We start from the raw sequence: 25,342 nt of genomic DNA on the forward strand, positions 1-25,342 counted from the left end.
GCCAGCAAACGGGGGACCCATATTGAGCAGCGCACTGGCGGTAAGCGCCGCCAACCTCGTCAAGCGCTTCGGCGACCGGCGCGCGGTCGACGGCGTCAGCATCGCCGTGCCGCAGGGGCTGATCTACGGCGTGCTCGGCCCCAATGGCGCGGGCAAGACGACGACGCTGCGCATGCTGCTGGGCATCATCGAGCCGGACGAAGGCGACCGCATGCTGCTGGGCCATGACCGTCCACGCGAGGCGAGCGACCGCGTCGGCTATCTGCCCGAAGAACGCGGGCTATATCCCAACATGAAGTGCCGCGAGGCAATCGCCTTCATGGGCGCGCTGCGCGGCCTGCCGTGGAAGACTGGGCGCAAGCGTGCGGGCGAATTGCTCGACGCCGCCGGGCTCGGCCATGCCGCCGACGACAAGATCCGCAAACTTTCCAAAGGCATGGCGCAGCTGGTTCAGTTGCTCGGTTCCGTCGTGCATGAGCCCGAACTGCTGGTGCTTGACGAGCCCTTCTCCGGCCTCGACCCCGTAAATCAAGAGCGGCTGGAGCTGCTGATCCGCGCGCAGCAGCAGCGCGGCGCCACCATTTTGTTTTCCACCCACGTCATGGCGCATGCCGAGCGGCTGTGCGACCGGCTGTCGATCATCGCCGGGGGCAAGGTGCAGTTCGAAGGCACGGTGAACGACGCCCGAGCCACCCTCCCCTTCAAGGTTTATTACACGCCCCATCACCATGGCGAGGCGGCGCGGGCGCTGCTCCCGGCCGATGCCGAACGTGACGGGGAAGGCTGGCGCTTCACGATGCCGAACGACGGCGTCGAAGCCTTGCTGGTGCGGCTGATTGGTGCAGGTCACGGCATTTCCGGATTGTCGATCGAGCGCCCCAGCCTGCACGATGCGTTCGTGCGCATCGTCGGGCGCGACGCGATCAGGGAGGATGCGGCATGACTCGGTTCCGCCACGCCGCGCGGCAGGCGCTTACCGTCGCCCGGCGCGATTTCACCGCCACGGTGCTGACGCCAACCTTCCTGTTGTTCCTGTTGAGCCCGCTGCTGATGATCGGCTTTGGAGTAATCGGCAGCCTCAGTGCCACCACCGCCGCGACCGGCGGCGACGCCAAGCGGCGCATTGTCGTGATCGCCGACTCGCGCGAGGCGCAGGTGGTGCAAGCGGTCGACCGCCGCTTGCGGACGATCTTCTCCGATCCATCGGTCCGGCCCGAGCTGCGCATCGACATGCCGGCGGGGGATCGTTCGGCACAGGCTCGGAAACTTCTCGCCAGCGACGGCATCGATGTCGCCGCGGTGCTGTATGGCCCGTTCGATCGCCCGCACATCCTGCGCGCGCCATCTGCGACGGTGGAGGCAGGCTATCTCGAGCAACTGGCCGAACAAGTCGTGCGGGCCGAACGCACCGGCACCGCTCCACTCAGCCGTGCGGACGTGCAAGTGGTGCAACGTGGACAGCTGACGACCAGCGGGCGCAGCCAAGCGGCCTATTTCGCCGCGTTCGGCATCTTCTTCCTCACGCTGATGCTGTCGGGACAAGTGGTCGGCGCCATGGCCGAGGAGCGCTCCAACAAGGTGATCGAAGTGCTCGCCGCCGCAGTGCCGCTGGAAAGCGTGTTCTTCGGCAAGCTGATCGGCGCGTTCGGCTCGGCGCTCCTGTTCGTCTGCTTCTGGGGCACGCTGGTGGCCAATGTACCGCGCTTCCTGCCCGAAGGCATGGCGGCTGAAGTCGGGGAGATCGGCACTGCCGTCGGCCCGGTGTTTGCGCTGCTGTTCGTCGCCTATTTTACCATGGCGTACATGCTGCAAAGCGCGGTGTTCCTGGGCATGGGCGCGCTGGCCGGCACGCAGCGCGAGATCCAGATGCTGTCGCTGCCGATCACGGTGTTTCAGTTCGGCATGCTGGGCCTGGCATCTTATGCCGCCGGACATCCCGACGCCTGGCTCGCAACCTTTGCCGAGATGTTCCCGTTCAGCTCGCCCCTGGCGATGGCCGCCCGCGCAGCCAACGCGCCCGAGATTTGGCCGCACCTGCTGGCGCTTGCTTGGCAGGCGCTGTGGGTCGGCATCACCGTAACGATCGCCGCGCGCCTGTTTCGACGCGGCGTACTGAAGTCTGGCGGCCCAAGGCGGCGCAAGGCGGCGGCCGCGGCCTAGATCCTCCCCCTGGGGCGCAAGCGTGACGGAGAGGTATTCTCCTCGTGGGTACCGCCTACCGCTCCACCAGCTACGCTGACCCACTCCCCCCGCGGGGAGGATTGGAAAAGGGCGCCCGGTTCCTACATCTACGCCATGCAGACCGATCGCCGCACGTTCCTGGCCGCCACCACGCTCGGCGCACTCACCGCAGCCTGTGGCGGCGGGCCCGCCGAAGCTGCCCAGCGCTTCCCGCTGACGCTCAGCGACGCAGAATGGCGTAAGCGGTTGTCGCCGGCGGCTTATAATGTGCTGCGCAAGGAAGGTACCGAGCGCCCCTACTCAAGCCCGCTCAACAAGGAGCACCGCGCCGGCACCTTCGCCTGCGCCGGATGCGGCCTGCCGTTGTTCTCGGCGAAGACGAAGTTCGAAAGCAGCACCGGCTGGCCGAGCTTCTACCAGCCGCTCGGCAATGCCGTGGCCATCAGGAGCGATCGGACGCTCGGCATGCTGCGCACCGAAGTGCTGTGCCGGCGTTGCGGCGGGCATCTGGGCCATGTCTTCGACGATGGTCCCCGCCCGACGGGCAAACGCTATTGCATGAATGGCGTGGCGATGACGTTCAGGCCAGGCGTGGCCTGAACTCGCTTAATTGGCGACGCCGGTCGCCTTCAGATCGCTCAGGTCCAGGTCCAGCGATGCCATCAGGATCTTGTCGGACTTCTGGGCGATCTGCGTAGCGGGCAGTTCCGCCTGCGGCGCGCCGTCGGCATAGATGAAGCCGTTGACCGGATAGCTCGAGGTGCCGAGCCCGCCCACGGCGGCGAACCACACGCGCACCTGGCTCCAATCGCCTGCCGCCGAGACGTCGACTGCGCGGACGTTGCGCTCAATCCCGCCGCGGGTCGACCAATTGGCATGGGTCAGCAGCACTTCGCGGTCGCTTACCACCTTCGACACCATGGCGACATGGCCATAGGGCATCTTGCCGGTCTTCTGGAACGACATCACCGAACCGGCCTTGGGCGCATTGCCGCGGGCATAGCGACCGGCGGCCTGGCTCCACCAGGTCCAGGCGTTGCCGCGGATATCCACGCCGGAAACCTGACGGGCGAACGGCACGCATTGAAGGACGCCGCCCTTTGCCTGGGCCGGTATCACAGTCATCAGGGCGCAAGCCGCCGACAGCGCGAAACGCGCTGCAAAAACTCGAAAATTCATGTGACCCCCCGGTCAGGAAGCGTTGTTGGAGTGTTGCTACACAAATCATAGGACGACGGTACACCCCTGCGGTTGGCCGATCCGATAAGCCGTGGGGACGAACCGATGAACCGACGGAACCCTGTAGAAGCCCGGAGGTACGTGAGTTCCCGCGCCTCAGCGCTTTCCCGGAATAGCGCACCGCAGCAATGTTGCGCAGAACCGTCTATACCAAGACACATTCACTCGGGCAGAAGCACCTGATTGCAATCAATATTGCAGTGCAGCACCTTCTCGACCCTATTGTGAGTGGGAACGGTCGGAGGTGTGCGTCCTGTTAACTAACAGCGCGCACGATGTCCGGGTGGTAAATTGACTGGGGCGGGAGTGAAGGAATGGCATCAGGAACGAAGCTGGCCTCAGGCGCGATGACGCTGGCCGAGATGAAGGAGTTCGCGGGGTTCAGTGCAGCGACGCAGCGCTATATCCGCCGCTCGCTCGACATCGGGCTTGAGCGGGAAGACGCGATGGAACGCTGGTCGCGCGACGTGGTCGAGGCTGCCAGCATCCGCGCACAGGCCCGGATGTACGTCCGTCTCGACCAGATCCGCACGTTGATGCCCGAGGAAGCCGATCTCGGCGCGATCGAGCCCTTCCTGGCGCCACTCGCCACCTTGACCGCGTTCGACCTAGGCCAGGGGCGGATCACCAGCTTTGGCGCGTATCGCTTCTTGTATGAGCGGCTGATGGGCGCCGAGATCCGGCCCTTCCTGCCTTCGGCCTTCTGCGCGGCAGCGGCACTACCCAGCTTGCATCCGGACCTTCGGCGCAAGCTGCTCCATTCGATCAGCGAGGCCGCGGCGACCGCGTCGGGCTGGTCAAACCGCCAGCCGGCCTTTTTCCCGCAATGGGTGGAAAAGGTCGACGCCGCCGTCCTACCGAACTGAAGCGCGCCTTACCGGCATACTCGCCACCCCATCTCGCCCCGGCTCGCCTGGTCGAGATGCAGGTGGTCGTGATGCGCGGCGTTATAGTCGGGCGACAGGACGGTTGCGAACAGCTTGCACCCGCCGGTGCGAACCTCGTGCAGGAACGCGGCCTTGTCGCCGCCGCTCTTCCAGTCCTTGACCACGCTGATCCGACTCCCGTCGGACAAGCGGAAAGCCGCGATATCGACTGCGTTCGCCCGCGAATGCTCGCTCCAATCGCCCGAGCTGCGGCCATAGATGCGCCGGCACGAATAGCTGCCGAAATGCTCGATCGACTCCACCCGCGCGCCGAACAGCCGCTGGGCCGCGGGCTGGACGATATCCCACTCCCATTTGGCCAGGCCCGCGGCCACTGGGCAGCTTGTCCCCAGCCGGGCCGGGCTATAGTCGATCGCCTGCGCCCCGCCCGACTGGAAGCGGACCGCGTCGTCATAGCCGCATTGGGCGCTCGATCGCACCGCAGGCAGCCGGGTATAGCGCACGCCCGCAGCGTGGAGCAGCGCGCGGCACTCGCCCGATCGTCCGGCAAGCGCCGCCAGCTTGCGCCCGGTAAACGCGCCGATCGGCTCGCCCAGATCCAGCCGCGTCCAGGGGAGGTCCTGCGGCCGGTTGCGCAGAACGGCATAGAGCGCGAAGGCCATGCCCAGCAGCACGGCAAGCGTTACGAGCACGCCCGGCAATCGCCTCGCCAACCTCATGCGCGAACCGCCCGGTCCAGCCGCTCCGCAGTCACCGGATACCCCGCGTCGGCAGGAATGCAGAGATGCTCCACGCCGTCACGAACTTCGATCCACGGCGTGATGATGCGAACCGGATGCGCGCGCGCGTGCGCCGCCGCTTCCTCGAACGAGGCGAACATCGCCAGCCGCTCCAGGTTGCGGCGCGTGGGAAAGATCAGCGTCGCTTCGCCTGCATCCGCCAGCCCGAGCACATCCGACGCCGTCGCCCAGAACGCCCGCACATTCTCGGTGCCATCGACCGCGGGCGTGGCCCCATGCGGCGCGCGCGCCAGATAGAAGCGGGTGTCGAAGATGCGGTGCGGCACCTTGTCCGGCAACCAGCGGGCAAAGGGCACGAGCGCGTCCAAGTCGAACGCACCGCCCGCCCGCGTGACCAGCTCCGCCAATGCCGCACCCCCAGGAAGCGCTGCGCGCACCGCCGTGGCGTCAGGCACCCGAAGACCCACGGCGATCCCCGCCTCTTCCAGCGTCTCGCGGATCGCCCCAACCCGCGCGGCAAGCTCCTCGGTGCCCCCGGCAAGCGTCGCGGTCACGACCCGATCTCCCGGATCGACGCGTCCACCCGGAAACACCAGCGCCCCGCCCGCGAACGCCATGGTCCGCGCCCGCTCCACCATCAGCAGCTCGGGCGGCCCGGCGGCAGCCTCGCGCATCACGATCAGTGTCGCGGCAGGGATCGGCGTTTGGTCGGCCATGTCCCCGATCTAGGCGTGCAACGCCGCGAAGGGAACGCCCTCGCTCGCGAGCAATCCTCGCCTCGGGAAGCGGCCATCAAGTCACCAGCCCGATAGCTTTAGCCGCACCCGCGCCACCATGTCGCTCGACGTCAGGAACAGCGTCCGCCCGTCCTCCCCGAACGCGCAATTCGCGGCTGCTTTGCCGGTGGAGATAAGGCCCAGCCGCCGCCTGTCGGGCGCCAGGATATGGATACCACCCGGCCCGCTGGCGAACAGGTGCCCGCTCTTCCCCACCTTCATGCCGTCGGGCAGCCCCGGCAGCTTGGCGTCCACTTCGCGCCGGAAGTCGCTCAGCACGCGCGACTCGACCGGTAGCCCCTTCGCATCCAGCGCATAAGCCAGGAGCACCGGGCGCTCTTCGTCGGATTGCGCCACGTACAAGGTCCGCTCATCGGGTGAGAGGCCGATGCCGTTCGGGCGCGTCAGGCTCGCGTCAAGCTGCACGACGCGTCCGTCGGTTTCCAGCAGGTACACGCCGTTCGCCTTCATTTCCTTGAGCGGCGAAGCATCGCCTTCGGCCAGTCCATAAGGGGGATCGGTGAAGTAGATCGCCCCAGACCGCGCGATCACCACATCGTTGCAGCTGTTGAAGCGGCTGCCTTGGTACCGATCGGCCAGGATCGTCTTGCGCTTGGTCGTCAGGTCGACGCGCGCGATCGCGCGGGTGCCGCTATCAGCCATCACCAGCCGCCCTTGCGCATCGATCGCCAACCCGTTGGACCCAGCTTCGCGGATCGCCGCCGGAATCGGCCCGGCAAGCCCGGAAGGCTGGAGGAACGGCGCCGCGCCCTTGCCCGGCTGCCAGCGATGAATGACGTTCGCTGGCACGTCGGAGAACAACAGGTAGCCACCGTCGCGAACCCATACCGGCCCCTCGGTCCAGCGATAGCCGCTTGCGATCACCTCGATCCGGGCATCTGGAGCAAGGATGAGGTCTAGTTCGGCGTCGAACCGCTGCACACTGCCGATAACAGGCGCGTCGAACGCCGCCGCCTTAGTGGCAAGAGGCATGGAGGCAACTGCTGCTAGGCAGGCCCGGCGCGTCACGTCCATACACTCTCCTGTTCATGCCTTTACCGCATGTTGTCGCGGCAACGGCTCAGCCAGGCAAGGTCACGCGCGCGCGAAGTCCTCCGCCCGGCGCATTTTCCACCAGGATGTCGCCGCCATGCGCCCTGGCCACGGCGCGGGCGCTGGCCAGGCCCAGGCCAATCCCTCCAGTATCACGGTTGCGTGAGCGTTCGCCCCTGAAAAACGGTTCAAAGACATGGTCGATGTCCCCGTCGGGAATGCCTGGACCATGATCGCGCACCTCCAGGCGCACATCATCGCCGTTGGCGTCGAACGAAACATGGGCGCTTCCGCCATATTTCAGCGCATTGGATACTAGGTTGGTCACCATCGCCTTCAACGCCGCCGAATCGCCTTCGATCACCACCGGCTCGCCAGGCTCCATCGTAACCGGCTCGCCACGGTCGCTCAGATCATCGGTCACCGTCTCGGCAAGCGAGCGCAGGTCGAGTGGACGCCGCGTCGCCGGCTGGCCGGTCTCGCGGACGTACGCGACGGTGGAGGTGATCAGCGCTTGCATGTCGCGGATATCGCCCTCGCATGCGCGGCGCACCGGATCGGGCGCGCTCTCCAGCCGCAGCGCCATGCGCATCAATGGGGTGCGCAGATCATGGGCCAGTGCGCCGATCACAGTGGTGCGGTCGTCGACATAGCGGTTGAGCCGGGCCTGCATCTGGTTGAATGCTGCGGCCGCTTCCACGATCTCGCTCGGGCCGCTCAGCGCCAGGGGACGGGTGTGCGGATTGCGGCCCAGCCGCTCGGCCGCCGCGGCAAACGCGCCAAACGGTTTTGCGGTGCGCCGCGCCAATGCCCAGGCGAACGGCGCCACTGCCAGCACCGACGTGATCAGCCACAGAACGCCGAACCAACGCCACGGCTCCACTGCGCCGTCGGGCTCCACTTGGATCCAACCGCCATCTGCGCCCTGCACCCACACGCGAAAAGCGCCGAAGACGTAAACCGAACGCGCCGCCTCCGCGCTGGCAAATGGCAGGGCCTTCGGCAGGCTGCTCCGTTCATAGACCGGCTCGCGGCCCAATATTCCCGACGGAAAGTTGAAACGGATCCGCGCCGGATCGATCCGCAACGCCATGCCGAGCGCAACGCTCAGCCGCTCGCCCCGCGGATTTGAAAGGACCGAAGGAACCCTGGTAACGCGGGAAAGGCGCAGCGTCTCGTCGGGAGCCCGCCCGCCGTGCAGCGCGTCGGCGATCTGGCCGATGCTGTAGAGCTTCTGTTCAGGCGTCTCGGCGGCCATGACGAGGACGAGGTTCATCGACTGCGCAACGCCGACGCACAGCAGCATCACAAGGAAGATGCGCAGGAAGAGCGGCGACCGGGAGGTGTCGCCGGCGCGGTTCACAGACGCGACACCCGCGGAACGAACAGATAGCCTTCGTTGCGGACCGTGCGGATGATGTCGTCGCCACCCGCGCGCAGCTTGCGGCGAAGGCGGCTGACCTGCACGTCGATCGCCCGGTCATAGGCGTCCGAGTCGGGGCCGCGCGCCGCTTGCAGCAGCACTTCGCGAGACAGCACGCGACGCGGCCGTTCGATGAACACCCGCAGCACTGCGAACTCGCCGTCGGTCAGCCCGACCAGCACCCCTTTCGGGTCGAACAGCTCATGACTGCCCAGATCAATGCGCCAGCCTTCGAACCCGAACACTTCGTTCTTGGGCGCCGCGATCGCCCCCCGGCGGCGCAACGCCGCGCGCACCGTCGCCAATATTTCGCGCGCGCTGCACGGCTTGGAAAGATAATGCCCCGCCCCGCCTTCAAGGCCCAGGACCCGATCCGCCTCTTCGCCCAATGCGCTCAGCATGATGATCTCTGGCCCGTCCGCGCGGGCGATGCGGCGGCAGGCGGACAGACCGTCCTCCCCTGGCATCATCACGTCCAGGATCACCAGGTCCACGGGCGTGCTGGCGAGTATTTCGTCCATAGCGCGGGTGTTGGACGCGGTCTCGACTCGGTACCCCCGCCCGCCCAGGCTGTTGGCGAGCAGCAGACGGATGTCGCGGTCATCGTCCACCACCAGCAGCGTGGCCGAACTATCGGAATTGTCGGTGACTGAAAGCATGGGCGGCCCGTATCAGAATAAGGTCTGGAATACTTCCCTATTTTTTCTTGTACTTAGTCACCGACCGCTATCATGGGAGTGCCATGTTCAGGCTTGTCGGGCTCCCCGATGCCGCGCGAGCCGGCCTGTTCGCCCGCTACGTGCTCACGCACATCAAGCACAGGCCGCTTCGGCGGTCAGCGAGATCCGGGGGGGCAACATAGTTGGCGCCCCGGATGACAACAGGACATCGCGGGCCTAGACACGCAGCTGTGAGGTCGTTCCGGTCAACCTTCCGCCGTCACCGGTGGCTTGCCGTGCTGGTCGTGCTGAGCGCCCTTGCGTTGCGGCTGGCGGTGCCGGCCGGATTCATGCCGGTACTGGGTGACCATGGGCTGCGGCTGGTCGCCTGCTCGGGCTCCGGCCCCATGCTCCCGATCGCTCCACCCGCGCACACTTCGATGCCGGGCATGCACGGATCGGCCGGCCACGCGCATCACGCAAGCGCGGCCGCGCCGGTGGCCATGCAGCATGGCGACGCCCCAGCCGAGCATCCCCAGGCGGAGGATGGCTGTGCCTTTGCCGATCTCGCCACCCCGGCCCTGGCCGGCGCGGACCCGATCCAGCTTGCCTCGGCGATCTTGTTCATCGTCGCTGCCGCGTTGTTCTTCCGTGCGGCGCTGGCTGTCGGCGCGGCCCCCCGGCTACGCCCGCCGCTGCGCGGCCCGCCCCTGCCAGCCTGACCGCGGCGCTCGCGGGCGCCGCTTCGGCTTCGTTCGGACGGTGCTTGGCACCGCGCGCGCGTCGCCGCTTGGAGGATCAGGGGACGGGGGGCGCAGGCCGCACCGGCGCGAAAGGCTATTCATGTTCAAGAGTTCTACGGTCGCGCTACTTGCGGCCGTCGTCACCACGCCGTGCCGGGCACAGTCCACTGCGGCGCCGGATGCACCGGGACCCATCGTCGTCACCGGCCAGCGAGATTCGCTTCATCTCGATACCGCCACCGACGCGGGCAGCCGCCTGCGGCTCACGGCCCGCGAAACCCCGGCCAGCATCGAGGTGCTGAGCCAGGAGGAGTTGCAGCTACGCGGCCTGCGCACAGCGCGCGAAACCTTCAATGACGTCGCCGGCGCGATTGCCGGCAACGTGCCGGGCAACCCGGCGGTGGTGTCCCTGCGCGGCTTTTCCGGAAACACCGTGTCGATCCTGCAGGACGGCGTGCGCGTCAGTGCCTCCACCGTGGTCCAGCGCGATACCAACAGCTGGCATTATGATCGGGTCGAGGTGCTGAAGGGCCCGGCATCGGTGATGTTCGGGGAAGGCGCCCTGGCCGGTGTCATCAACAAGGTGACGCGCAAGCCAGTATTAGGCGAGCGGCACTTAGACGGTCTGGTTTCCGTCGGCAGCTTCGACACCGTCTTCGCGGCAGGCGGGATAAACCTGCCGGTTTCCTCCACGCTCGCCGTGCGCGCCGATGCCAGTTACCAGCGCTCGGACAGCCTCTACGATGTCGACAACAACCAAAGCTTCTCGGCAGGGCTGACCGGCAGCGTTATCTTCCGCCCGAGCGATGCCCTGTCGCTGCTGATCGCGGTCGATCATTTCGAGGACCGCTACGACGCCACCTATCAGGGGCTGCCGCTGATCCCGGGCCAATATGCCCGCGACCCCAGCGACGCCGTCACCGGCGCGGCCGGGCTGGTCGCCGACAAGGCGCTGCGCCGCAGGAACTACAATCCGCAGGGCGGCTTCTCCAACGCCGATGAGACCACCCTGCGATCGCGGCTGGATTGGCGGCTCGGCGGCGGATGGACCTTCGCGCTCGACCTGACCGGCTATACCGCCGACCGCGCGTTCGTGCTGACGGACTCGCAAAGTTTCGCGGCGCCGAATGCCGCCTTCCTGAACGGCAGCTTCCGCCAGAGCTTTCAGGATTTCCGCCACGACCACCAGTTCTGGAACGCGCGCGGGGTGGTGGGCAACGACAGCCATGTGGGCGGGTTGCGCAACCGTTTCAGCCTTGGCGTCGAATACAATTACACCGATTTCAAGACGCTGCGTCAGCAGACCACGGCCGCCGCGCTGCCGCCGATCGACGCCTTCGATCCGCGCCCTTTCCCCGTCCCCGCCGGACCCGGCATATTCGGCGCGCTCGACGTGATGTTTAATTCCCGGCTCAACCAGACCTCGGTCTTTGCCGAGGACGGGGTGAACCTCACGGACACCTGGCTGCTGGTCGGCGGCATGCGCTGGGACCATATCGAACTCGACCGAGAGACGGTAACCAACGCCACCGGCGTGGCGGACCGCAACCGCCCTACATACGATCCGGTCTCCTGGCGGATCGGCACCACCTATGACGTGGCGCCGGGCGTCGCGCTCTATGCGCAATACACCACGGCGGTGTCTCCGGTATCCTCGATCCTGCTCGCCTCGATCGCCAACACCCGCTTTGAACTGACCAGCGGGCGCGCCTATGAGGTCGGGTTCAAGGTGAGCGACACCAGCGGGCGGCTGAGCGTCACCGGCGCCGCCTATCGCATCGAGCAAAAGGATATCCTGACCCGCGATCCAGCGAACCCCACACTAGCGGTCCAGGGCGGGCGCCAATCGTCGCAGGGGGTCGAGCTGACGGCAGCCATCGTGCCCGTCAAGGCGCTACGGCTGTCGGGTGGCGTCTCCTACACCGACGCCAACTATGACGAACTGGGCGAAGGCGTGGCCGGGGTCCGCGTCGACCGGGCCGGAAACCGCCCGATCAACGTACCGTCCACCACGCTCAACGCTTCCGCGCTGTACACGCTCGACGGTGATGTCACACTCGGCGGCTTCCTGCGCCACGCGAGCGCCTTCTACACCGACACCGCCAACACCATCGAAGTCGCGGGACACACCGTGCTCGACGCCAGCATCGCATGGCGATTCACGCCGCAGGCGTCGCTGACGCTCCGTGGCCGGAACCTGACCGACGCCTTCTACGGCGAATATTCCGGCTACCCATCGACCAACGTGTATATCGGCGCGCCGCGATCGGCCGAAATCGCGCTGTCGACGCACTTTTGAAGGTGCGCGTCGCGATGACCTCCGATCTCCGCCTGCCTCACGCTCCGCTAGGCGAAGCGGCCGACGACCCGGCGAACAGCCGCACCGGGGCCGGCGACGCTCTGCCCCTGCGCAGCGTGGTGCGGCAGTTCCACTTGTGGCTGGGGTTGACCTTGGGCGGGCTGTTCGCGCTGATCAGCCTCACCGGTTCGGCGCTGGTCTTCTATGTCGAGATCGACGCGGCGCTGCACCCGCAGGTGCAGGTGCCGGCAAGCCCGCACGCGCCGGCGCCGAACCCCAGGGCATTGGACCGCGCCTTGCAGACGGGACGGGGGCGCTGGCACGATCCCGCGGGCAAATGGTCGTTCGAGGTCCATGGCGCGCACGGCACCATTCCGGCGCGCTATTATCCTTCCGCGGAGCACGGCCATCATGCCCGGCGCATGATGGTGTGGTTCTCCGCCGATGGCGCCCGGGTACTGCGTGCCGAACCGTGGGGCGGTTATCTGATGACTTGGCTTTATGAGCTCCACATGCACCTGCTCGCCGGCGAAACCGGGCGGGCAGTGGTCGGCTGGTCGGGCGTGGCGATGTTGCTGCTCCTGGTCAGTGGCATTGCAGTGTGGTGGCCGCGCGGCAGCTGGCGCAAGGCGCTCGCCTTTAAACGCGGCGCGGCGCCGCTGCGGCGCGTCCGCGACCTCCACAAGCTGTTCGGGCTGTGGAGCGCCGCGCTGCTATTCGTGCTGGTCGCGACCGGCGTCCTGCTCGCCCTGCCGCAGGTGAAGACCCAGCTTCTCGCCTGGACGGTCGCGGCGCCCGACCCGCTCCCCAGCCCCACCTCGCTTCCCAGCGGGCGCGCGCAGGTCTCCGTTTCCCAAGCGATCGCGGCAGCACATCGCGCGCTGCCCGCCGGGCGGCTCGCCTTTGTCGACGTACCCGCGCGCGGGCCCGATCCTATCAGGGTGCGGATGCAGGTGCCAGGCGACCCGCACGCCCGCTTCCCCAGCAGCTTCGTGTTCGTGGACTCCCATTCCGGAACCGTCCTCGCCGTTCACGACACGCGCCGCAGCAATGCCGGCACAACCGCCGCCAAATGGATCCGCGTCCTGCACGACGGCTCGGTGGGCGGCACCGCCACCCGCATCCTCGCGATCGTGCTGGGGCTGGTCCCCACCTTCCTGTTCGTGACGGGTCTCATCCACTGGCGCCGTCGCACCGCCGCGCGCAGCCGCTTCAGCAAGCGATCGGAGTGAAACAAGACGGCTGGTGGAGCTGAGGGGAATCTAATCACTGTCCCGCTGATGTCCGCTATCGTCTGTGTATAATCGCGTCTTTCAATGACGTAGCAGATTTCGGACGCATGCGGACGGACTCACCAGACTGCTGTTGCGCGCACCCATCTTATGCCCAGTTATATGCCCGAGATTCGTTCGAAGGACAGGCTGTGTCACGCGGGTCAAGCGGTTCTCCTCCACTTCGCTTCGCGCTCTTCGAAGGTATAGCCGATCGCCGACAGGCCGAGCACGATGCCGTAGCAAGCAGTGGCGCCGGAGGAGAACGCGCTCTCGTCGAGCCAGCGGATCACAAAGGGTACCAGGCTGAGCCAGAAGAGCAGGAACAGGTTCGTCCAGAGCACCGGCCATCGATCCGTTGGGTGATGTGCAGAAGATGGTGGTGGTTGTTCCAGTAGAGTCCGACGTTGATAAAGGCGAGCACATAGGCGAGCAGCAACGGAATGCTGCCGCTCAGATCGACAAGGGCGCCGCCGGTCGGCACCTTGAGCTCACCATGATCGTGATGATGATCGCGACGACGCATTGGTGAATGCCTCTAGCCGTCCTGGCCGCATGAAATCGCTCCTGTGCCGTACATCGAAAGGCTCAGTGGGCGGCGAATGGACGGCGGCTCAACCCGGAACGTGCAGCATCCGTGTGCAGAATGTTGCAGGCGAAACAAAAGCGCGTACGAGGCGCACTTTCCGACCCGAGGCCGAGAGCCACCGACATGCCCAGCACGTGCTATGCCTTTGGCCCCTTCATACTTGAGACGCCCCAGCTGCGCCTGACCCGCGAGGGAAAGCCGGTGAAGCTGGGCGCGCGTGCGTTAAACCTCCTGGCCGTGCTTGCCGAGGCGCAAGGCGCGCTGGTCCCGCGCGAGACGCTGATCGCGCGAGTGTGGCCAAACCAGGCGATCGACGAGACCGCGCTGCGGGTGCATCTTTCCGGGGCGCGCAAGGCGATGGGGCAGGTTGGCGGCAGCCCGATCATCGTTGCCGAACCCGGGCGCGGCTACCGCCTGGGGATCGCCGTTACTGTCGAAGCCGATGACCCGGCCCCCGCGGCTGCAACCGCGACGCGCGCTCGCTTGCCTGGGCGCGTGGGCAAGGTGTTCGGGCGCGACGCGGTGATTGCGGCGCTGGCCGATGAACTGGTAGAGCACCGGTTCATCTCGCTCGTAGGGCCCGGCGGCATCGGCAAGACGACCGCAAGTCTGGCGATCGCGCAACGCGTGGCGGAACGCGGGCAACTGGATGCGTGGTTCGTCGACTTGGCGCCGGTCGGCGACGGCGCCTTACTTCCCTCAACCATCGCCACGAAGCTGGGCATCCCGGCTTCGGGCGCGGACCTGCTTGCCCGCATCGCCGCGCATCTCGCCGAACGGGCGGCGATGATCCTGCTCGACAATTGCGAGCATGTGGTCGAGGCCGCGGCAGTGGTTGCGGAGGCGCTGTTGCAGGGCGCGCCAGGGCTGCTGCTGCTCACCACCAGCCGCGAACCGCTGCGCGCCGAAGGCGAGTGGGTCCATCGTCTTGCCGCGCTGGAATTCCCCGGCGATGCCGATCGCGCGAGCGTCGAAGCGGTGGCGCGGTGCCCAGCGACGGCTTTGTTCGCCGAGCGGGCATCTGCGGTGAACAAGGGGTTCGCCCTGGACGCGGACAACGCCCCGGCCATCATCGACATTTGCCGGCAGCTGGAAGGCATCCCGCTCGCCATCGAACTCGCCGCCGCGCGCAGCGACACCATGACCCCGCAAGCGATCGCCGCCGGCCTGGACGACCGGTTCGCCCTGCTCACGCGTGGGCGGCGCACCGCGCTTCCGCGCCACCGCACCCTGCGCGGCGCGCTGGACTGGAGCTACGACCTGCTCGACACGGCGATGCGTGTATTGCTCGACCGGCTGTCGCTCTACCGTGGCGACTTCGATGCGGAGCGCGCGCGAGCGATGGCGGAGGGAGCTGGCATCGCCCCTGCCGCCGCGGAGGACATACTGGCCGAGCTGGTGGCCAAATCGATGATCGTGGCGACGGTGACGTCGGCCGGCGTGCGCTACCGGCTGCTGGACACGACGCGGCATTACGGGCTGGAGCGTCTGGCCGCAGCGGGGACGATCCAGGCGGCGCGGCGCGATCACGCGCACATTATTTTTGGCGGGCTGGGTGACAGCGCCGCGGCATGGGAAGGCAAGGCGCCGCGGGAGTGGCTGGCGGAATATAGCGCGCAGATCGACGACGTCCGCAGCGCGATCAGCTGGGCCAGCGGCGCGGATGGCGGCGCCCTGCTCACGGCCGAGCTGGTGATCGCGGCCGCACCCTTGTGGTTCCACCTGTCGCTGCCGGGCGAGTTCCTGCAGCACGCCGAGGCCGCCATCGCCCTGATGGAGGCGGGCGGTGTCGAACTCTCGCGCCAGGTCGAGCTGCTGTCCGCCTATGGCCATGGGTTGTGGCACACCCAAGGCCCCGTGCCGGCCATGGCCGAGGCGTTTTCGCGCGCACTGGCGCTTGCCGAGGTGATGGAGTCCCCGCCGCTGGCGCTGCGCGCGCTATGGGGTGTCTGGGCGCAGCGCATCCTGGACGGGCACTATGCCGAAAGCCTGACGCTCGCGGCGCGATTCGGCGCCACCGTCGGTGCCGACGGCGCATTGGGGGACCGGCAGACCGCGGCGCACATGCTGGCGCTGTCGCATCATTTCTCGGGCGATCACGACCAGGCCATGGCGATGCTGGAGATCGTCATGGCCGGCGATGCCGCGCCGGAGCGGGCGAACCACGCTAACCACGCTCAGGTCGACGGCAAGATCGCGGTGATGAGCCTGTTGATGCGGCTCCACTGGATGCGCGGCGACCTGGAAGGCGCACTCGCCATCGCGAACGCCTGCGCGGAGGATGCGGCTCGCATCGATCACGCGCTGTCGGTCTGTTACGGGCTGGCGGTAGGCTGCATCCCAGTCGCGATCGCCGCGGGCGAGCCCATGCTCGCCGCCACCTGGATCGACGCACTGGCCGAGCGTACCGAACGCCACGGACTGGATCACTGGGGCGCCTTCGTGCCGGGCTATTCGCGCGCGCTGGGCAAGGAGGCTCCTCTGCCCGGTTGGATCAGCGGGATGCAGGCCGAAATGTTCGCAGTGGCGCTGAACCCGCAGGCACCGGTGCCGTGGCGACCCAACGACGCTTAACGACTCTTCACGACGCTTAACTCGCAGGCCCGTCCGGGCACCGGCATATCCCTCCTTGCCAAGTCGGTCCCCCCGCCGACGCGAAGGTCAAGGAAGAAGCCCGTGTCTCCACCTGTTCCCCGCACCACGCCTGAGCGCGCGCAGCCGCGGATCGCGCCGGCTTCGGCGCATCCCCAGCTTGATCCGGCAGTGCAATCGTTCCTGGACCGGTGGGAAGAAGGCGCCGAGACGCTGGCAAGCGGCGCTCCGATACCCGAGATCGCCCTGATCCACCCGGCCTCGGCAGAACCCGCCCTTCCGCTCTACCTGTACCTCGAAGTGCCCTGCGGCCGCGTCGAGGATCGCACCCCTGCGCTCCAAGCATTGGCCGACCGCGCCGGCGTGGCCGTGCTGCGACACACGGTGCCAATTGGTACGGATCTGCGCACCACCCGTGCCGCGCTTCACGACACCGTGCAGCGGATCGCGGCCGACACGGAGCAGCTAAACGCCGAGCGGATCGCTATGGGCGGCGACGGATTGGGCGCGGCGGTAGCGCTGGCGTTGGCGGCCGATTCCGCGCCCCCGCACTCGCCGTTCTGCCTGCTGATCCTGGCGACTCCGATCCTTGGAGCGCCGACGGACGTGCCGGGCACCGCCTGGCTGCCGGAAGAGCGCGCCGCGATGCTGGCCGCCTGTGCCCACCCCGTCGCGCCAGGTGCGAACAGCCTGCCGCCCATCCTGATCCTGACAGCGGAAGCGGACCCGTTCCGCGATGCCGCCGAGGCCCTTGCCCGGCGGCTGATGATCCAGGGTTCGGAGGTCTCGGCGGTCCGCACGATCGGCACCATCCACGACTTCACCTGGCTGCCACCGCTGCGCGACGCGGCCGGGTCGCTCGACGCGGTGCGGCTGATGGCCGGCGCGCTGCGCCATCGCCTCCACATACTCCAGGAAGAGAGCCCGACATGCTGACAACTTCACGACGGCGGGACGATCTGCCTACCCGCGTCCTGATCGGCTTTGCAGGCATCGCGCTGGTGGTGCTGGTCTGCGTCGCCCTGGGCCACCAGGCCATGCTGGCAGCGCTAATCTTCCTTCATCTGAGCGGCTTGGCCGTCGTGCTGCGCGCGATATGCGCCCCGGACGACGCCTCCTGACCGTTCAACAATCTCGAACGAACGGACCGATTTTATCGGGATATTCGGGAGAACCGGCGCTGCCTATCGTCATTCCATCGCCGAAACACTGCACCACAAAAGAAGGGAACAACCATGACCATCACCGCCACCCCGACGCCCGGCAAGTCGCTGATCTCGCCGACCGACCACACTCTGGTCCTGATCGATTTCCAGTCGCAGATGGCGTTTGCCACCAAGTCGATCGCGCCGGAGCTGCTGCGCAACAACGCCGCCTTGGTGTCGCACGCCGCGGCTTCGTTCAACGTGCCGACGATCCTGACCACGGTTGCCGAGAAGAGCTTTTCCGGCCCGATGTTCGACGAGATCACCGACGCGTTCCCGGGTCAGGCGATGCTGGACCGCACGTCGATGAACACCTGGGAAGACGCCACGGTGATCGAGGAAGTGAACCGCATCGGGAAGGAGCGGATCGTGTTCGCCGGCCTGTGGACCAGCGTTTGCATCGTCGGTCCCGTCGCATCGGCGATCGACCAAGGCTTCGACACCTACTTCATCGCCGACGCGTGCGGCGACATCTCGCCCGAGGCGCATGACCGCGCGGTGCAGCGGATGATCCAGCTTGGCGCCAAGCCGATGACCTCGCTCCAGTACCTGCTCGAGCTGCAGCGCGACTGGGCGCGCACCGAGACCTATGACTCGACCACCGGCGTCGCGAAGAAGTGGGGCGGCGGCTACGGCCTGGGCATCTCATACGCAAAGATGATGTTCGGCGCCTCCGAAGGCAGCCACTGATCTGCACGGGGAGGCCACGCCCCCGGCCTCCCCAACCATCCTCCACCTCGCTTTTCGGAAGGTTTTAACCATGAGCACCATCACCACGCAGGACGGCACCGAGATCTTCTTCAAGGACTTGGGCCCCAAGGACGCCCAGCCGATCATGTTCCACCATGGCTGGCCGTTGTCTTCGGACGATTGGGACACGCAGATGCTGTTCTTCCTCGCCAATGGCTTCCGCGTGGTGGCGCATGACCGCCGCGGCCATGGCCGCTCCGCCCAGGTCGATACCGGCCACGACATGGATCATTATGCTGCCGACGCCGCAGCGGTGGTCGAGCATCTCGACCTGAAGAACGCGGTGCATATCGGCCACTCCACCGGCGGCGGCGAAGTCGCCCGCTACGTCGCGAAGTACGGCCAGCCCCAGGGCCGCGTCGCCAAGGCGGTGCTGGTCAGCTCCGTGCCGCCGCTGATGGCGAAGACCGACACCAACCCCGACGGCCTGCCCATGGAGGTGTTCGACGGCATCCGCGCCGGGCTCGCCGCCAATCGCGCCGAGCTGTTCCGCGACTTCGCCTCCGGCCCCTTCTACGGCTTCAACCGTCCGGGCGCCAAGGTCAGCCAGGCGGTGATCGACAGTTGGTGGCGCCAGGGCATGATGGGCAGCGCGCTCGCCCATTACGAAGGCATCAAGGCGTTCTCCGAGACGGACCAGACCGAGGATCTGAAGGCGATCAGCGTCCCGACGCTGGTCCTCCAGGGCGACGACGATCAGGTGGTGCCGTTCAAGAATGCCTCCGTCCGCCAGGCCGAGCTGCTGCAGAACCCGACGCTGAAGATCTATCCCGGCTTCTCGCACGGCATGCTGACCGTCGACGCTGCGGTGATCAACGCCGATCTGCTCGCCTTCATCCGCGCCTGAACCGAACGCCGAGGAGACCTAAGATGAAGCCCTACCTCATCTCGCTTGCCGCCGGGCTGCTGGTCGGCGTCGTCTACAGCCTCCTCGGCGTCCGTTCGCCGGCACCGCCGGCCATTGCCCTGGTCGGCCTGCTTGGCATCCTGCTTGGCGAGCAGGCACTGCCGCTCGCCAAGCGAATCGGCTCGCGGCACGAAACCGCCGCCTATTTCCGCACCGAATGCAGCGAGCACGTGCTCGGCCGCCTGCCGGGCGACCAGGCATGAGCCTGACGCGCCGCCAGACGCTTGCCGGCGTCGCCGCCACCGCCCTCACCGCCCCGATCTACGCAAGGACTCCCCGCATGGCCGCCACCGACCTGATCCTCCTCAACGCCAAGGTGACGACGCTGGATCGCGAGAACCCGCAGGCCGAAGCAGTTGCGATCCGCGCCGGCAAGTTCCTGGCGGTGGGCAGCGAGACAGAGGTGCGTGCCGCCGCCGGGCCGAACCCGACCGTGATCGACGCGGGCCGCCGCCGCGTGATCCCCGGGCTGATCGACAGCCACATGCACATCATCCGCGGCGGGCTGAACTACAACATGGAGCTGCGCTGGGACGGCGTGCCGACGCTCGCCGACGCGATGGCGATGCTCAAGCGTCAGGTCGACAACACGCCCGCGCCGCAATGGGTGCGCGTGGTCGGCGGCTTCACCGAGCATCAGTTCGCCGAGAAGCGCCTGCCGACGATCGCCGAGCTGAACGCCGTCGCCCCCGACACGCCGGTGTTCATCCTCCACCTCTACGATCGCGCGCTGCTCAACGCCGCCGCGCTGCGGGTGGTGGGCTATACCAAGGACACGCCGAACCCGCCGGGCGGCGAGATCGTGCGCGACGCGGCGGGCAACCCAACCGGCCTGCTGCTCGCCCAGCCCAACGCGACGATCCTCTATTCGACGCTGGCCAAGGGCCCGAAGCTCTCGCCCGAATATCAGATGAACTCCACCCGCCACTTCATGCGCGAGATGAACAGCCTCGGCGTGACCGGCGTGATCGATGCAGGCGGCGGTTTCCAGAACTATCCGCAAGATTACGACATCATCGGCAAGCTGCACGACGAGGGACTGCTGACGCTGCGCATCAGCTACAATCTGTTCACGCAGAAGCCCAAGGAAGAGTTGGCCGACTTCTCGGGCTGGGTGAAGCAGGTGAGCCCTGGCCAGGGCGACGATACCTATCGCCACAATGGCGCGGGCGAGATGCTGGTCTATTCCGCCGCCGACTTCGAGGATTTCCGCGTCGAGCGTCCCGACATGCCGCCGAGCATGGAAGGCGATCTGGAGCCGGTGATCCGCCTGCTCGCCGAGCATCGCTGGCCCTGGCGCCTGCATGCCACCTATGACCAGACGATCGGCCGCGCACTCGACGTGTACGAAAGGGTCAATCGCGACATTCCGCTGACTGGCATCAACTGGTTCTTCGACCATGCCGAGACGATCAGCGACCGCAACATAGACCGTATCGCCGCGCTGGGCGGCGGCATCGCCGTGCAGCATCGCATGGCCTATCAGGGCGAGTATTTCGTCGAGCGCTACGGCGCCAAGGCGGCCGAGCGCACGCCCCCGATCGCCAAGATGATCGCCGCCGACATTCCGGTCGGCGCCGGCACCGACGCGACGCGCGTCGCCAGCTACAATCCCTGGGTGTCGCTGAACTGGCTCGTCACCGGCAAGACGGTCGGCGGCCTTGGCCTCTACCCCAGCGCCAACCGCATGAGCCGCGAAAAGGCGCTGCGCATGTGGACGCACGAGAACACCTGGTTCTCGAACGAAGTGGGCAAGAAGGGTCAGATCAAGGCCGGGCAGCTTGCTGATCTGGCAGTGCTGACGGGCGACTACTTCAGTGTCGCCGAAAGCGAGATCCCGCATCTGCGCTCGGCGCTGACGCTGCTCGGCGGCAAGGTGGTTTACGGCGAAGGCGATTTCGCGCCGCTGTCGCCCGCCATGCCGCGGCCCATGCCCGACTGGTCGCCGGTCGCCACCTTTGGCGGCTATCACCGCGACCCCGCCAACGACGCCAAGCTGGCCAGCGCGTGCGGCTGCGCCTCGGCCTGCGGCGTGCATGGCCACAACCATGCCGCAGCGCTGGGCGCAAGCGTTCCCGCCGCCGACGTCCAGAGCTTCTGGGGCTCGCTCGGCTGCGGCTGCTGGGCCGTCTGATCCTTTCCTCTCTTCCAGGAGTTCTCGAGATGAAGCGCTTTGCCTTTCTGATCGCCACCGCGCTGGTGAGCGCCGCGCCGCTGGCCCCCGCCTCCGCCCAAACCGCGCCGGCCACAGCCGACTTCTCGGTCGCCCCACAATATGACACCACGCATGTCTACGTCGCGCAGGGCGATTTCGACCGGTTCGTCACGAGCCTGCTCGTCACCTTTGGCGGCACCGCCACCAAAAAGGGCGAGTTCCAGGTCACGCCGACCAGCAGCAAGACCATGTCGCAGCTGGTTCTGACCCCGGCCGGATCGCTGTCGGTGTTCGGCTTCGTCACGCCGATTCCTTATCCGTTCGGGGGCGAGCGCACCGGCTATCTGGTCGCCGATATGGACAAGGCGGTCGATGCGGCGGTGAAGCACGGCGCCACGCGTCTGATCACCACCTTTCCCGATCCGATCGGCCGCGACGCGGTGGTGCAATGGCCGGGCGGCGTGAACATGCAGCTCTACTGGCACACCGCCAAGCCGAGCTACCCGGCGCTGGCCAGCGTTCCGGAAAACCGCATCTATCTGACGCCGGACGCCGCCGACAATTTCGTGCGCCGCTGGGCCGCCTATGCGCATGCCAGGATCGTCTCGGACGACAAGGCCGCGCCGGGCGTCGAGATCGGGCAACCAAGCAAGACCTATCGCCGCATCCGCCTCACCTCGGGCTATGGCAGCATGGCCGTGCTGGTGTCGGACGGGCAGCTGCCCTGGCCCTATGGCCGCGACATGACCGGGTACGAAGTCCCAGATCTGGCCGCCACGCTCGCCAAGGCCGCCACCGCAGGCGTCGAGACGCTGGTGCCGGCCCACGCCGAGCAGGGCCGCACCGCCGCAATCGTGCGCTTCCCCGGCGGCTATGTCGCCGAGATCCACGCCAAGACGGGGGCCTGAGCGATGCGGGCCACCGGCGATCCCCGCTTCGTCGACGCCGTGCTCGCCTGGCGCCCCACCTGGTTCCTCGCCAGGCTGGCACTGGTCGGCGCATATTTGATCGGCGGGCTGGTCAAGCTCAGCGACTGGCCCGCCGCAGTGGCCGAACAGGCGAATTTCGGCATGCATCCGCCCACACTATGGGCCGGGCTCACCACTGCAGTGGAGCTGATCGGGCCGGTGCTGATCCTGTGGGGCCGCTTCGTCTGGCTGGGCGCCGGCATGCTCGGCGTGTTCACGCTGCTCGCCGCCTACGTCGCCAACGCCTTCTGGGTGATGCCCGCGGGACAGGAGCGCTTCATGGCGACGAACAGCTTCTTCGAGCATGTCGGCCTGGTTGGCGGTTTCGTGCTGGCCGCGCTGGTCGCCGAGCTGGAGCAGCGGCGTGCGTAAGACGCTGCTGCTGGGCCTCCTGGTCGCCAGCCCCGCGGCGGCGCAGAACCGGGAAGCCTGGCAGCCACCGGTGCTGTCGATCACCCGCTATGACGAAGATTGGTCCGACCTCGCCGATGCAGAGAAGCGCGCGCATCACTGGACCGGTCCGCTCAAATATATCCCCCTCAGCGAAGATGGCGCCTATCTGACCACCGGCATCGAGCTGCGCCTGCGCGAGGAAGCCTATCGCGAAAATCTTTGGGGCGACGGCCCGGCGCCCGATGACGCGTACCTCTGGGCGCGTGCGCTACCTTATGCCGACCTGCATGTCGGCAAGGTACGTGCCTTCGTTCAGCCGGTCGCCGCGTTCACCGCGGGGGTGCGGCCGGAAGCCGGGCCAGTCGACCAAACCCGTGTCGACCTGTTGCAGGGCTTTGCCGACGTGACCCTCGGGCCGGTCACGCTGCGCGGTGGGCGGCAGATGCTGTCGCTAGGCAGCGAGCGGCTGGTGGGCACCCGCTATGGCCCAAACGTGCCGCTGGCGTTCGACGGGTTTCGCGGCATCATCCATCACGGCCAGGCAAGCCTCAGCCTGCTGGCGGTGCGGCCGGTGACGCCGAGGCTCGGCGATTTTGACGATCGCAGCTCCTCCACAAAGGCGCTGTGGGGCGCCTATGGCAGCGTGCCCGGGCTGGATCTCTATTACCTTGCCTATCGCAACCGGGAGGCTCGCTTCGCCGATCGCAGCGGCTACGAACTGCGCCACAGCCTAGGGGCCCGCTGGTATGGCAGCGCACAGGGGTCGCACTGGAATGTCGAAGGGGTCGCCCAGTTCGGGCGCTTCGCGGATCAGCGCGTCGGCGCGTGGACGCTGGGCACCGAAATCGGCCACAGCTTCGCGAACGTGCCGCTGAAGCCCGACGCGACGCTGCGCTTCAACATGGTGAGCGGCGACGGCCGTCCGGGCGACGGTCGGCTGGGCACGTTCAACGCGCTGTTCCCCAAGGGCAAGTATTTTGGCGAACTGTCGCCGGTCGGCCCGACCAACATCATCAACCTGAACGCCAGCGTGGCGATGGCGCTGAGCGACACCGTTTCTGCCAGCCTCGCCGGCATGGCGTATTGGCGATATTCGCGAGGCGACGGCATCTACGACATTCCGGGCAATCTGCTGCGCGCGCCGGGAAGCGCCACTAGCCGCTTCATCGGCAAGCAAGTCGAGGCATCGCTCGCTTGGCAGGCGACCCCCGAACTCGAACTCTCCACATCGCTGTCCGCTTTCAAACCGGGCGGCTTCATCCGCGAGACCGGGCCGGCGAAAACGATCGCCATGCTCGGCCTCGAAAGCAATTTCCGCTTCTGAAAGGAGCCCGATCATGGCCACCTCCCCCGCTTCGCTCTCGCCTTCGTCTTCCTCTTCGTCTGCGTCTCTGCCCGCCTTGCTGCTGCTGCTGTCGGCCACCACCGGATTGGTCGACGCCGCCAGCGTCCTGGGCCTGGGCAAGGTGTTCACCGCCAACATGACCGGCAACATCGTCTTCCTGGGCTTCGCGGCAGTCGGCACGCCCGGTTTCAAGGTCGCCCCCTTTGTGGTGGCGATCTTCACCTTCATGCTGGGCGCGGTGATCGCGGGACGGATGGGCGCAGCGCATGTCGCCGGCCCGTTGCGCCAGTGGCTGATCCGCGCGGCGATCGTCGAAACCACGCTGCTGTGGATCGCAGCGGCGATCGCACTGCTCCTCCATGTGCCCAACCAGGATCCGCAATGGGCGGTGTTCGCGATCATCGCACTGACCGCGATCGCCATGGGCTTCCGCAACGCCACGGTACGCCAGCTGAAGGTGCCCGATCTGACCACCACGGTGCTGACGCTCACCGTGACCGGCATTGCCGCCGACTCCAAGCTGGCAGGCGGCGCGGGCGCCAATTTGGGCCGGCGCATCGGCGCCATCGCTTCGATCTTCGCCGGTGCCGCGGCCGGCGCGGTGCTGGTCACGCGCACCGGATTGACCGCGCCGCTGGCGCTCGCCGGGGCGATGGTGCTGGTCGGGACGCTTGTCTGCGCGCGCCATCCCAACGCTGCTCTGCCCCGCAGCGCCTAAGCTCCGCCGCATCGCGCGCCCGATCAGAAGAAACGCGGGATCGGGCCGCGTTGCGGCGTCTGATCGGGTAGGTCGACTTCTACGTCGTCCACATAGCACCATCCCCAGCCCTCGGGCGGATCATAGCCTTCGATGATCGGGTGCGCGGTGGCATGAAAATGCGCACGCGCATGGCGATGCGGCGACTGATCGCAGCAGCCGACATGTCCGCAGGTGCGGCACAGGCGCAGATGCACCCATTCGCTGCCGATCCTCAGGCATTCCTCGCACCCCCTGGCGCTGGGCGTAACGTCGCGAATCGTTTCAACATGCGTGCATTGCATCGAAGCAGTTCCCTTGTGGTCGCGGGGACGGGTTCTTCCGCGTTTCGCGCCGCGATCGCCACCATACACAGGTGTAGCCCGCCCCCGCCTACATCCAAACCTGCGTATAGTGGCGCGACGCCGGCG

27 protein-coding genes are annotated in these 25,342 nt (G+C 67.2%); 18 read left to right on the forward strand and 9 right to left on the reverse strand.

Going from position 1 to position 25,342, the window contains the following annotated elements:
• Window positions 1–22 precede the first annotated feature (22 nt).
• From FHT02_RS05015 to msrB, 3 genes are all read left to right on the forward strand, one after another.
• Window positions 23–943: an ABC transporter ATP-binding protein gene (locus FHT02_RS05015; protein WP_184085055.1), complete on the forward strand. Its 921-nt coding sequence runs from the start codon at window positions 23–25 to the stop codon at window positions 941–943.
• Entirely contained in the window at window positions 940–2,160 is a 1,221-nt protein-coding gene (locus FHT02_RS05020) for an ABC transporter permease (protein ID WP_184085058.1), read from the forward strand. Before FHT02_RS05015 ends, FHT02_RS05020 begins: the two co-directional genes overlap by 4 nt.
• A gap of 135 nt (window positions 2,161–2,295) precedes the next feature.
• Window positions 2,296–2,781 carry a peptide-methionine (R)-S-oxide reductase MsrB gene (msrB, locus tag FHT02_RS05025; RefSeq protein WP_184085061.1) on the forward strand — a complete coding sequence of 162 codons (486 nt, stop codon included), beginning with the start codon at window positions 2,296–2,298 and terminating at the stop codon, window positions 2,779–2,781.
• A gap of 6 nt (window positions 2,782–2,787) precedes the next feature.
• On the opposite strand, the gene FHT02_RS05030 is transcribed toward msrB, so the two are convergent.
• A complete protein-coding gene (locus tag FHT02_RS05030) occupies window positions 2,788–3,360 on the reverse strand; it encodes a CHAP domain-containing protein (protein ID WP_184085064.1) in 573 nt (190 codons plus the stop codon).
• A gap of 374 nt (window positions 3,361–3,734) precedes the next feature.
• Here FHT02_RS05030 and FHT02_RS05035 point away from each other — a divergent pair, with 374 nt between their 5' ends.
• Window positions 3,735–4,286: a hypothetical protein gene (locus FHT02_RS05035; protein WP_184085067.1), complete on the forward strand. Its 552-nt coding sequence runs from the start codon at window positions 3,735–3,737 to the stop codon at window positions 4,284–4,286.
• Between the two features lie 8 nt (window positions 4,287–4,294).
• Here the strand turns inward: FHT02_RS05035 and FHT02_RS05040 are convergent, their stop codons facing one another.
• The 5 genes from FHT02_RS05040 to FHT02_RS05060 form a co-directional block, all read right to left on the reverse strand.
• Complete coding sequence (locus tag FHT02_RS05040; protein WP_184085070.1) at window positions 4,295–5,026, reverse strand: extensin-like domain-containing protein; 732 nt, start codon at window positions 5,024–5,026, stop codon at window positions 4,295–4,297.
• Window positions 5,023–5,763: an NUDIX hydrolase gene (locus FHT02_RS05045; RefSeq protein ID WP_184085073.1), complete on the reverse strand. Its 741-nt coding sequence runs from the start codon at window positions 5,761–5,763 to the stop codon at window positions 5,023–5,025. Before FHT02_RS05045 ends, FHT02_RS05040 begins: the two co-directional genes overlap by 4 nt.
• A gap of 81 nt (window positions 5,764–5,844) precedes the next feature.
• Window positions 5,845–6,816: an SMP-30/gluconolactonase/LRE family protein gene (locus tag FHT02_RS05050; protein WP_246352192.1), complete on the reverse strand. Its 972-nt coding sequence runs from the start codon at window positions 6,814–6,816 to the stop codon at window positions 5,845–5,847.
• A gap of 88 nt (window positions 6,817–6,904) precedes the next feature.
• Entirely contained in the window at window positions 6,905–8,239 is a 1,335-nt protein-coding gene (locus tag FHT02_RS05055) for an ATP-binding protein (protein WP_343056832.1), read from the reverse strand.
• A complete protein-coding gene (locus FHT02_RS05060) occupies window positions 8,236–8,958 on the reverse strand; it encodes a response regulator (RefSeq protein WP_184085079.1) in 723 nt (240 codons plus the stop codon). The genes FHT02_RS05055 and FHT02_RS05060 overlap by 4 nt, the downstream gene beginning before the upstream one ends.
• Window positions 8,959–9,263: 305 nt before the next feature.
• Here FHT02_RS05060 and FHT02_RS05065 point away from each other — a divergent pair, with 305 nt between their 5' ends.
• The 3 genes from FHT02_RS05065 (at window position 9,264) to FHT02_RS05075 (ending at window position 13,232) form a co-directional block, all read left to right on the forward strand.
• A complete protein-coding gene (locus FHT02_RS05065) occupies window positions 9,264–9,680 on the forward strand; it encodes a hypothetical protein (RefSeq protein WP_184085082.1) in 417 nt (138 codons plus the stop codon).
• Between the two features lie 121 nt (window positions 9,681–9,801).
• Window positions 9,802–12,000 carry a TonB-dependent receptor gene (locus tag FHT02_RS05070; RefSeq protein WP_184085085.1) on the forward strand — a complete coding sequence of 733 codons (2,199 nt, stop codon included), beginning with the start codon at window positions 9,802–9,804 and terminating at the stop codon, window positions 11,998–12,000.
• Between the two features lie 14 nt (window positions 12,001–12,014).
• A complete protein-coding gene (locus tag FHT02_RS05075; RefSeq protein ID WP_184085088.1) occupies window positions 12,015–13,232 on the forward strand; it encodes a PepSY-associated TM helix domain-containing protein in 1,218 nt (405 codons plus the stop codon).
• A gap of 203 nt (window positions 13,233–13,435) precedes the next feature.
• Here the strand turns inward: FHT02_RS05075 and FHT02_RS21455 are convergent, their stop codons facing one another.
• Window positions 13,436–13,615 carry a TMEM175 family protein gene (locus tag FHT02_RS21455; RefSeq protein WP_246352221.1) on the reverse strand — a complete coding sequence of 60 codons (180 nt, stop codon included), beginning with the start codon at window positions 13,613–13,615 and terminating at the stop codon, window positions 13,436–13,438.
• The gene (locus FHT02_RS22010; protein ID WP_343056842.1) at window positions 13,561–13,710 is read right to left on the reverse strand and encodes a TMEM175 family protein; all 150 of its coding nucleotides are present in this window, start codon (window positions 13,708–13,710) and stop codon (window positions 13,561–13,563) included. Before FHT02_RS22010 ends, FHT02_RS21455 begins: the two co-directional genes overlap by 55 nt.
• A 273-nt stretch (window positions 13,711–13,983) precedes the next feature.
• Here FHT02_RS22010 and FHT02_RS05085 point away from each other — a divergent pair, with 273 nt between their 5' ends.
• The 11 genes from FHT02_RS05085 (at window position 13,984) to FHT02_RS05135 (ending at window position 24,893) form a co-directional block, all read left to right on the forward strand.
• On the forward strand, window positions 13,984–16,434 hold the full coding sequence (locus FHT02_RS05085) for an ATP-binding protein (protein WP_184085090.1): 2,451 nt from the start codon (window positions 13,984–13,986) through the stop codon (window positions 16,432–16,434).
• A 102-nt stretch (window positions 16,435–16,536) separates the two neighbouring features.
• On the forward strand, window positions 16,537–17,388 hold the full coding sequence (locus tag FHT02_RS05090; RefSeq protein WP_184085093.1) for an alpha/beta hydrolase fold domain-containing protein: 852 nt from the start codon (window positions 16,537–16,539) through the stop codon (window positions 17,386–17,388).
• Complete coding sequence (locus tag FHT02_RS05095) at window positions 17,382–17,573, forward strand: hypothetical protein (RefSeq protein ID WP_184085096.1); 192 nt, start codon at window positions 17,382–17,384, stop codon at window positions 17,571–17,573. Before FHT02_RS05090 ends, FHT02_RS05095 begins: the two co-directional genes overlap by 7 nt.
• A 114-nt stretch (window positions 17,574–17,687) precedes the next feature.
• Complete coding sequence (locus FHT02_RS05100) at window positions 17,688–18,347, forward strand: hydrolase (RefSeq protein WP_184085099.1); 660 nt, start codon at window positions 17,688–17,690, stop codon at window positions 18,345–18,347.
• A gap of 70 nt (window positions 18,348–18,417) precedes the next feature.
• Entirely contained in the window at window positions 18,418–19,254 is an 837-nt protein-coding gene (locus tag FHT02_RS05105) for an alpha/beta fold hydrolase (protein ID WP_184085102.1), read from the forward strand.
• A 23-nt stretch (window positions 19,255–19,277) separates the two neighbouring features.
• Window positions 19,278–19,517 carry a DUF1427 family protein gene (locus FHT02_RS05110; RefSeq protein WP_184085105.1) on the forward strand — a complete coding sequence of 80 codons (240 nt, stop codon included), beginning with the start codon at window positions 19,278–19,280 and terminating at the stop codon, window positions 19,515–19,517.
• A gap of 77 nt (window positions 19,518–19,594) precedes the next feature.
• Window positions 19,595–21,448, forward strand: coding sequence for an amidohydrolase (locus FHT02_RS05115; RefSeq protein WP_246352211.1), 1,854 nt, complete (start codon window positions 19,595–19,597; stop codon window positions 21,446–21,448).
• Between the two features lie 29 nt (window positions 21,449–21,477).
• The gene (locus FHT02_RS05120; protein ID WP_184085110.1) at window positions 21,478–22,377 is read left to right on the forward strand and encodes a glyoxalase; all 900 of its coding nucleotides are present in this window, start codon (window positions 21,478–21,480) and stop codon (window positions 22,375–22,377) included.
• Window positions 22,378–22,380: 3 nt separating this feature from the next.
• Window positions 22,381–22,809 (forward strand): DoxX family protein, encoded by a 429-nt coding sequence (locus FHT02_RS05125; RefSeq protein WP_184085112.1) that lies wholly within the window; start codon window positions 22,381–22,383, stop codon window positions 22,807–22,809.
• Window positions 22,802–24,154, forward strand: a complete 1,353-nt coding sequence (locus FHT02_RS05130) for an alginate export family protein (RefSeq protein WP_343056833.1) — start codon at window positions 22,802–22,804, stop codon at window positions 24,152–24,154. Before FHT02_RS05125 ends, FHT02_RS05130 begins: the two co-directional genes overlap by 8 nt.
• Window positions 24,155–24,167: 13 nt before the next feature.
• Window positions 24,168–24,893 carry a YoaK family protein gene (locus FHT02_RS05135; protein WP_184085118.1) on the forward strand — a complete coding sequence of 242 codons (726 nt, stop codon included), beginning with the start codon at window positions 24,168–24,170 and terminating at the stop codon, window positions 24,891–24,893.
• A gap of 23 nt (window positions 24,894–24,916) precedes the next feature.
• Here FHT02_RS05135 and FHT02_RS05140 read toward each other — a convergent pair whose 3' ends face one another.
• Window positions 24,917–25,216 (reverse strand): UBP-type zinc finger domain-containing protein, encoded by a 300-nt coding sequence (locus FHT02_RS05140; protein ID WP_184085121.1) that lies wholly within the window; start codon window positions 25,214–25,216, stop codon window positions 24,917–24,919.
• Window positions 25,217–25,342: the final 126 nt, after the last annotated feature.

Origin of the sequence: Sphingomonas xinjiangensis, assembly GCF_014199255.1 — a bacterium.
GTDB classification, from domain to species: domain Bacteria; phylum Pseudomonadota; class Alphaproteobacteria; order Sphingomonadales; family Sphingomonadaceae; genus Sphingomonas; species Sphingomonas xinjiangensis.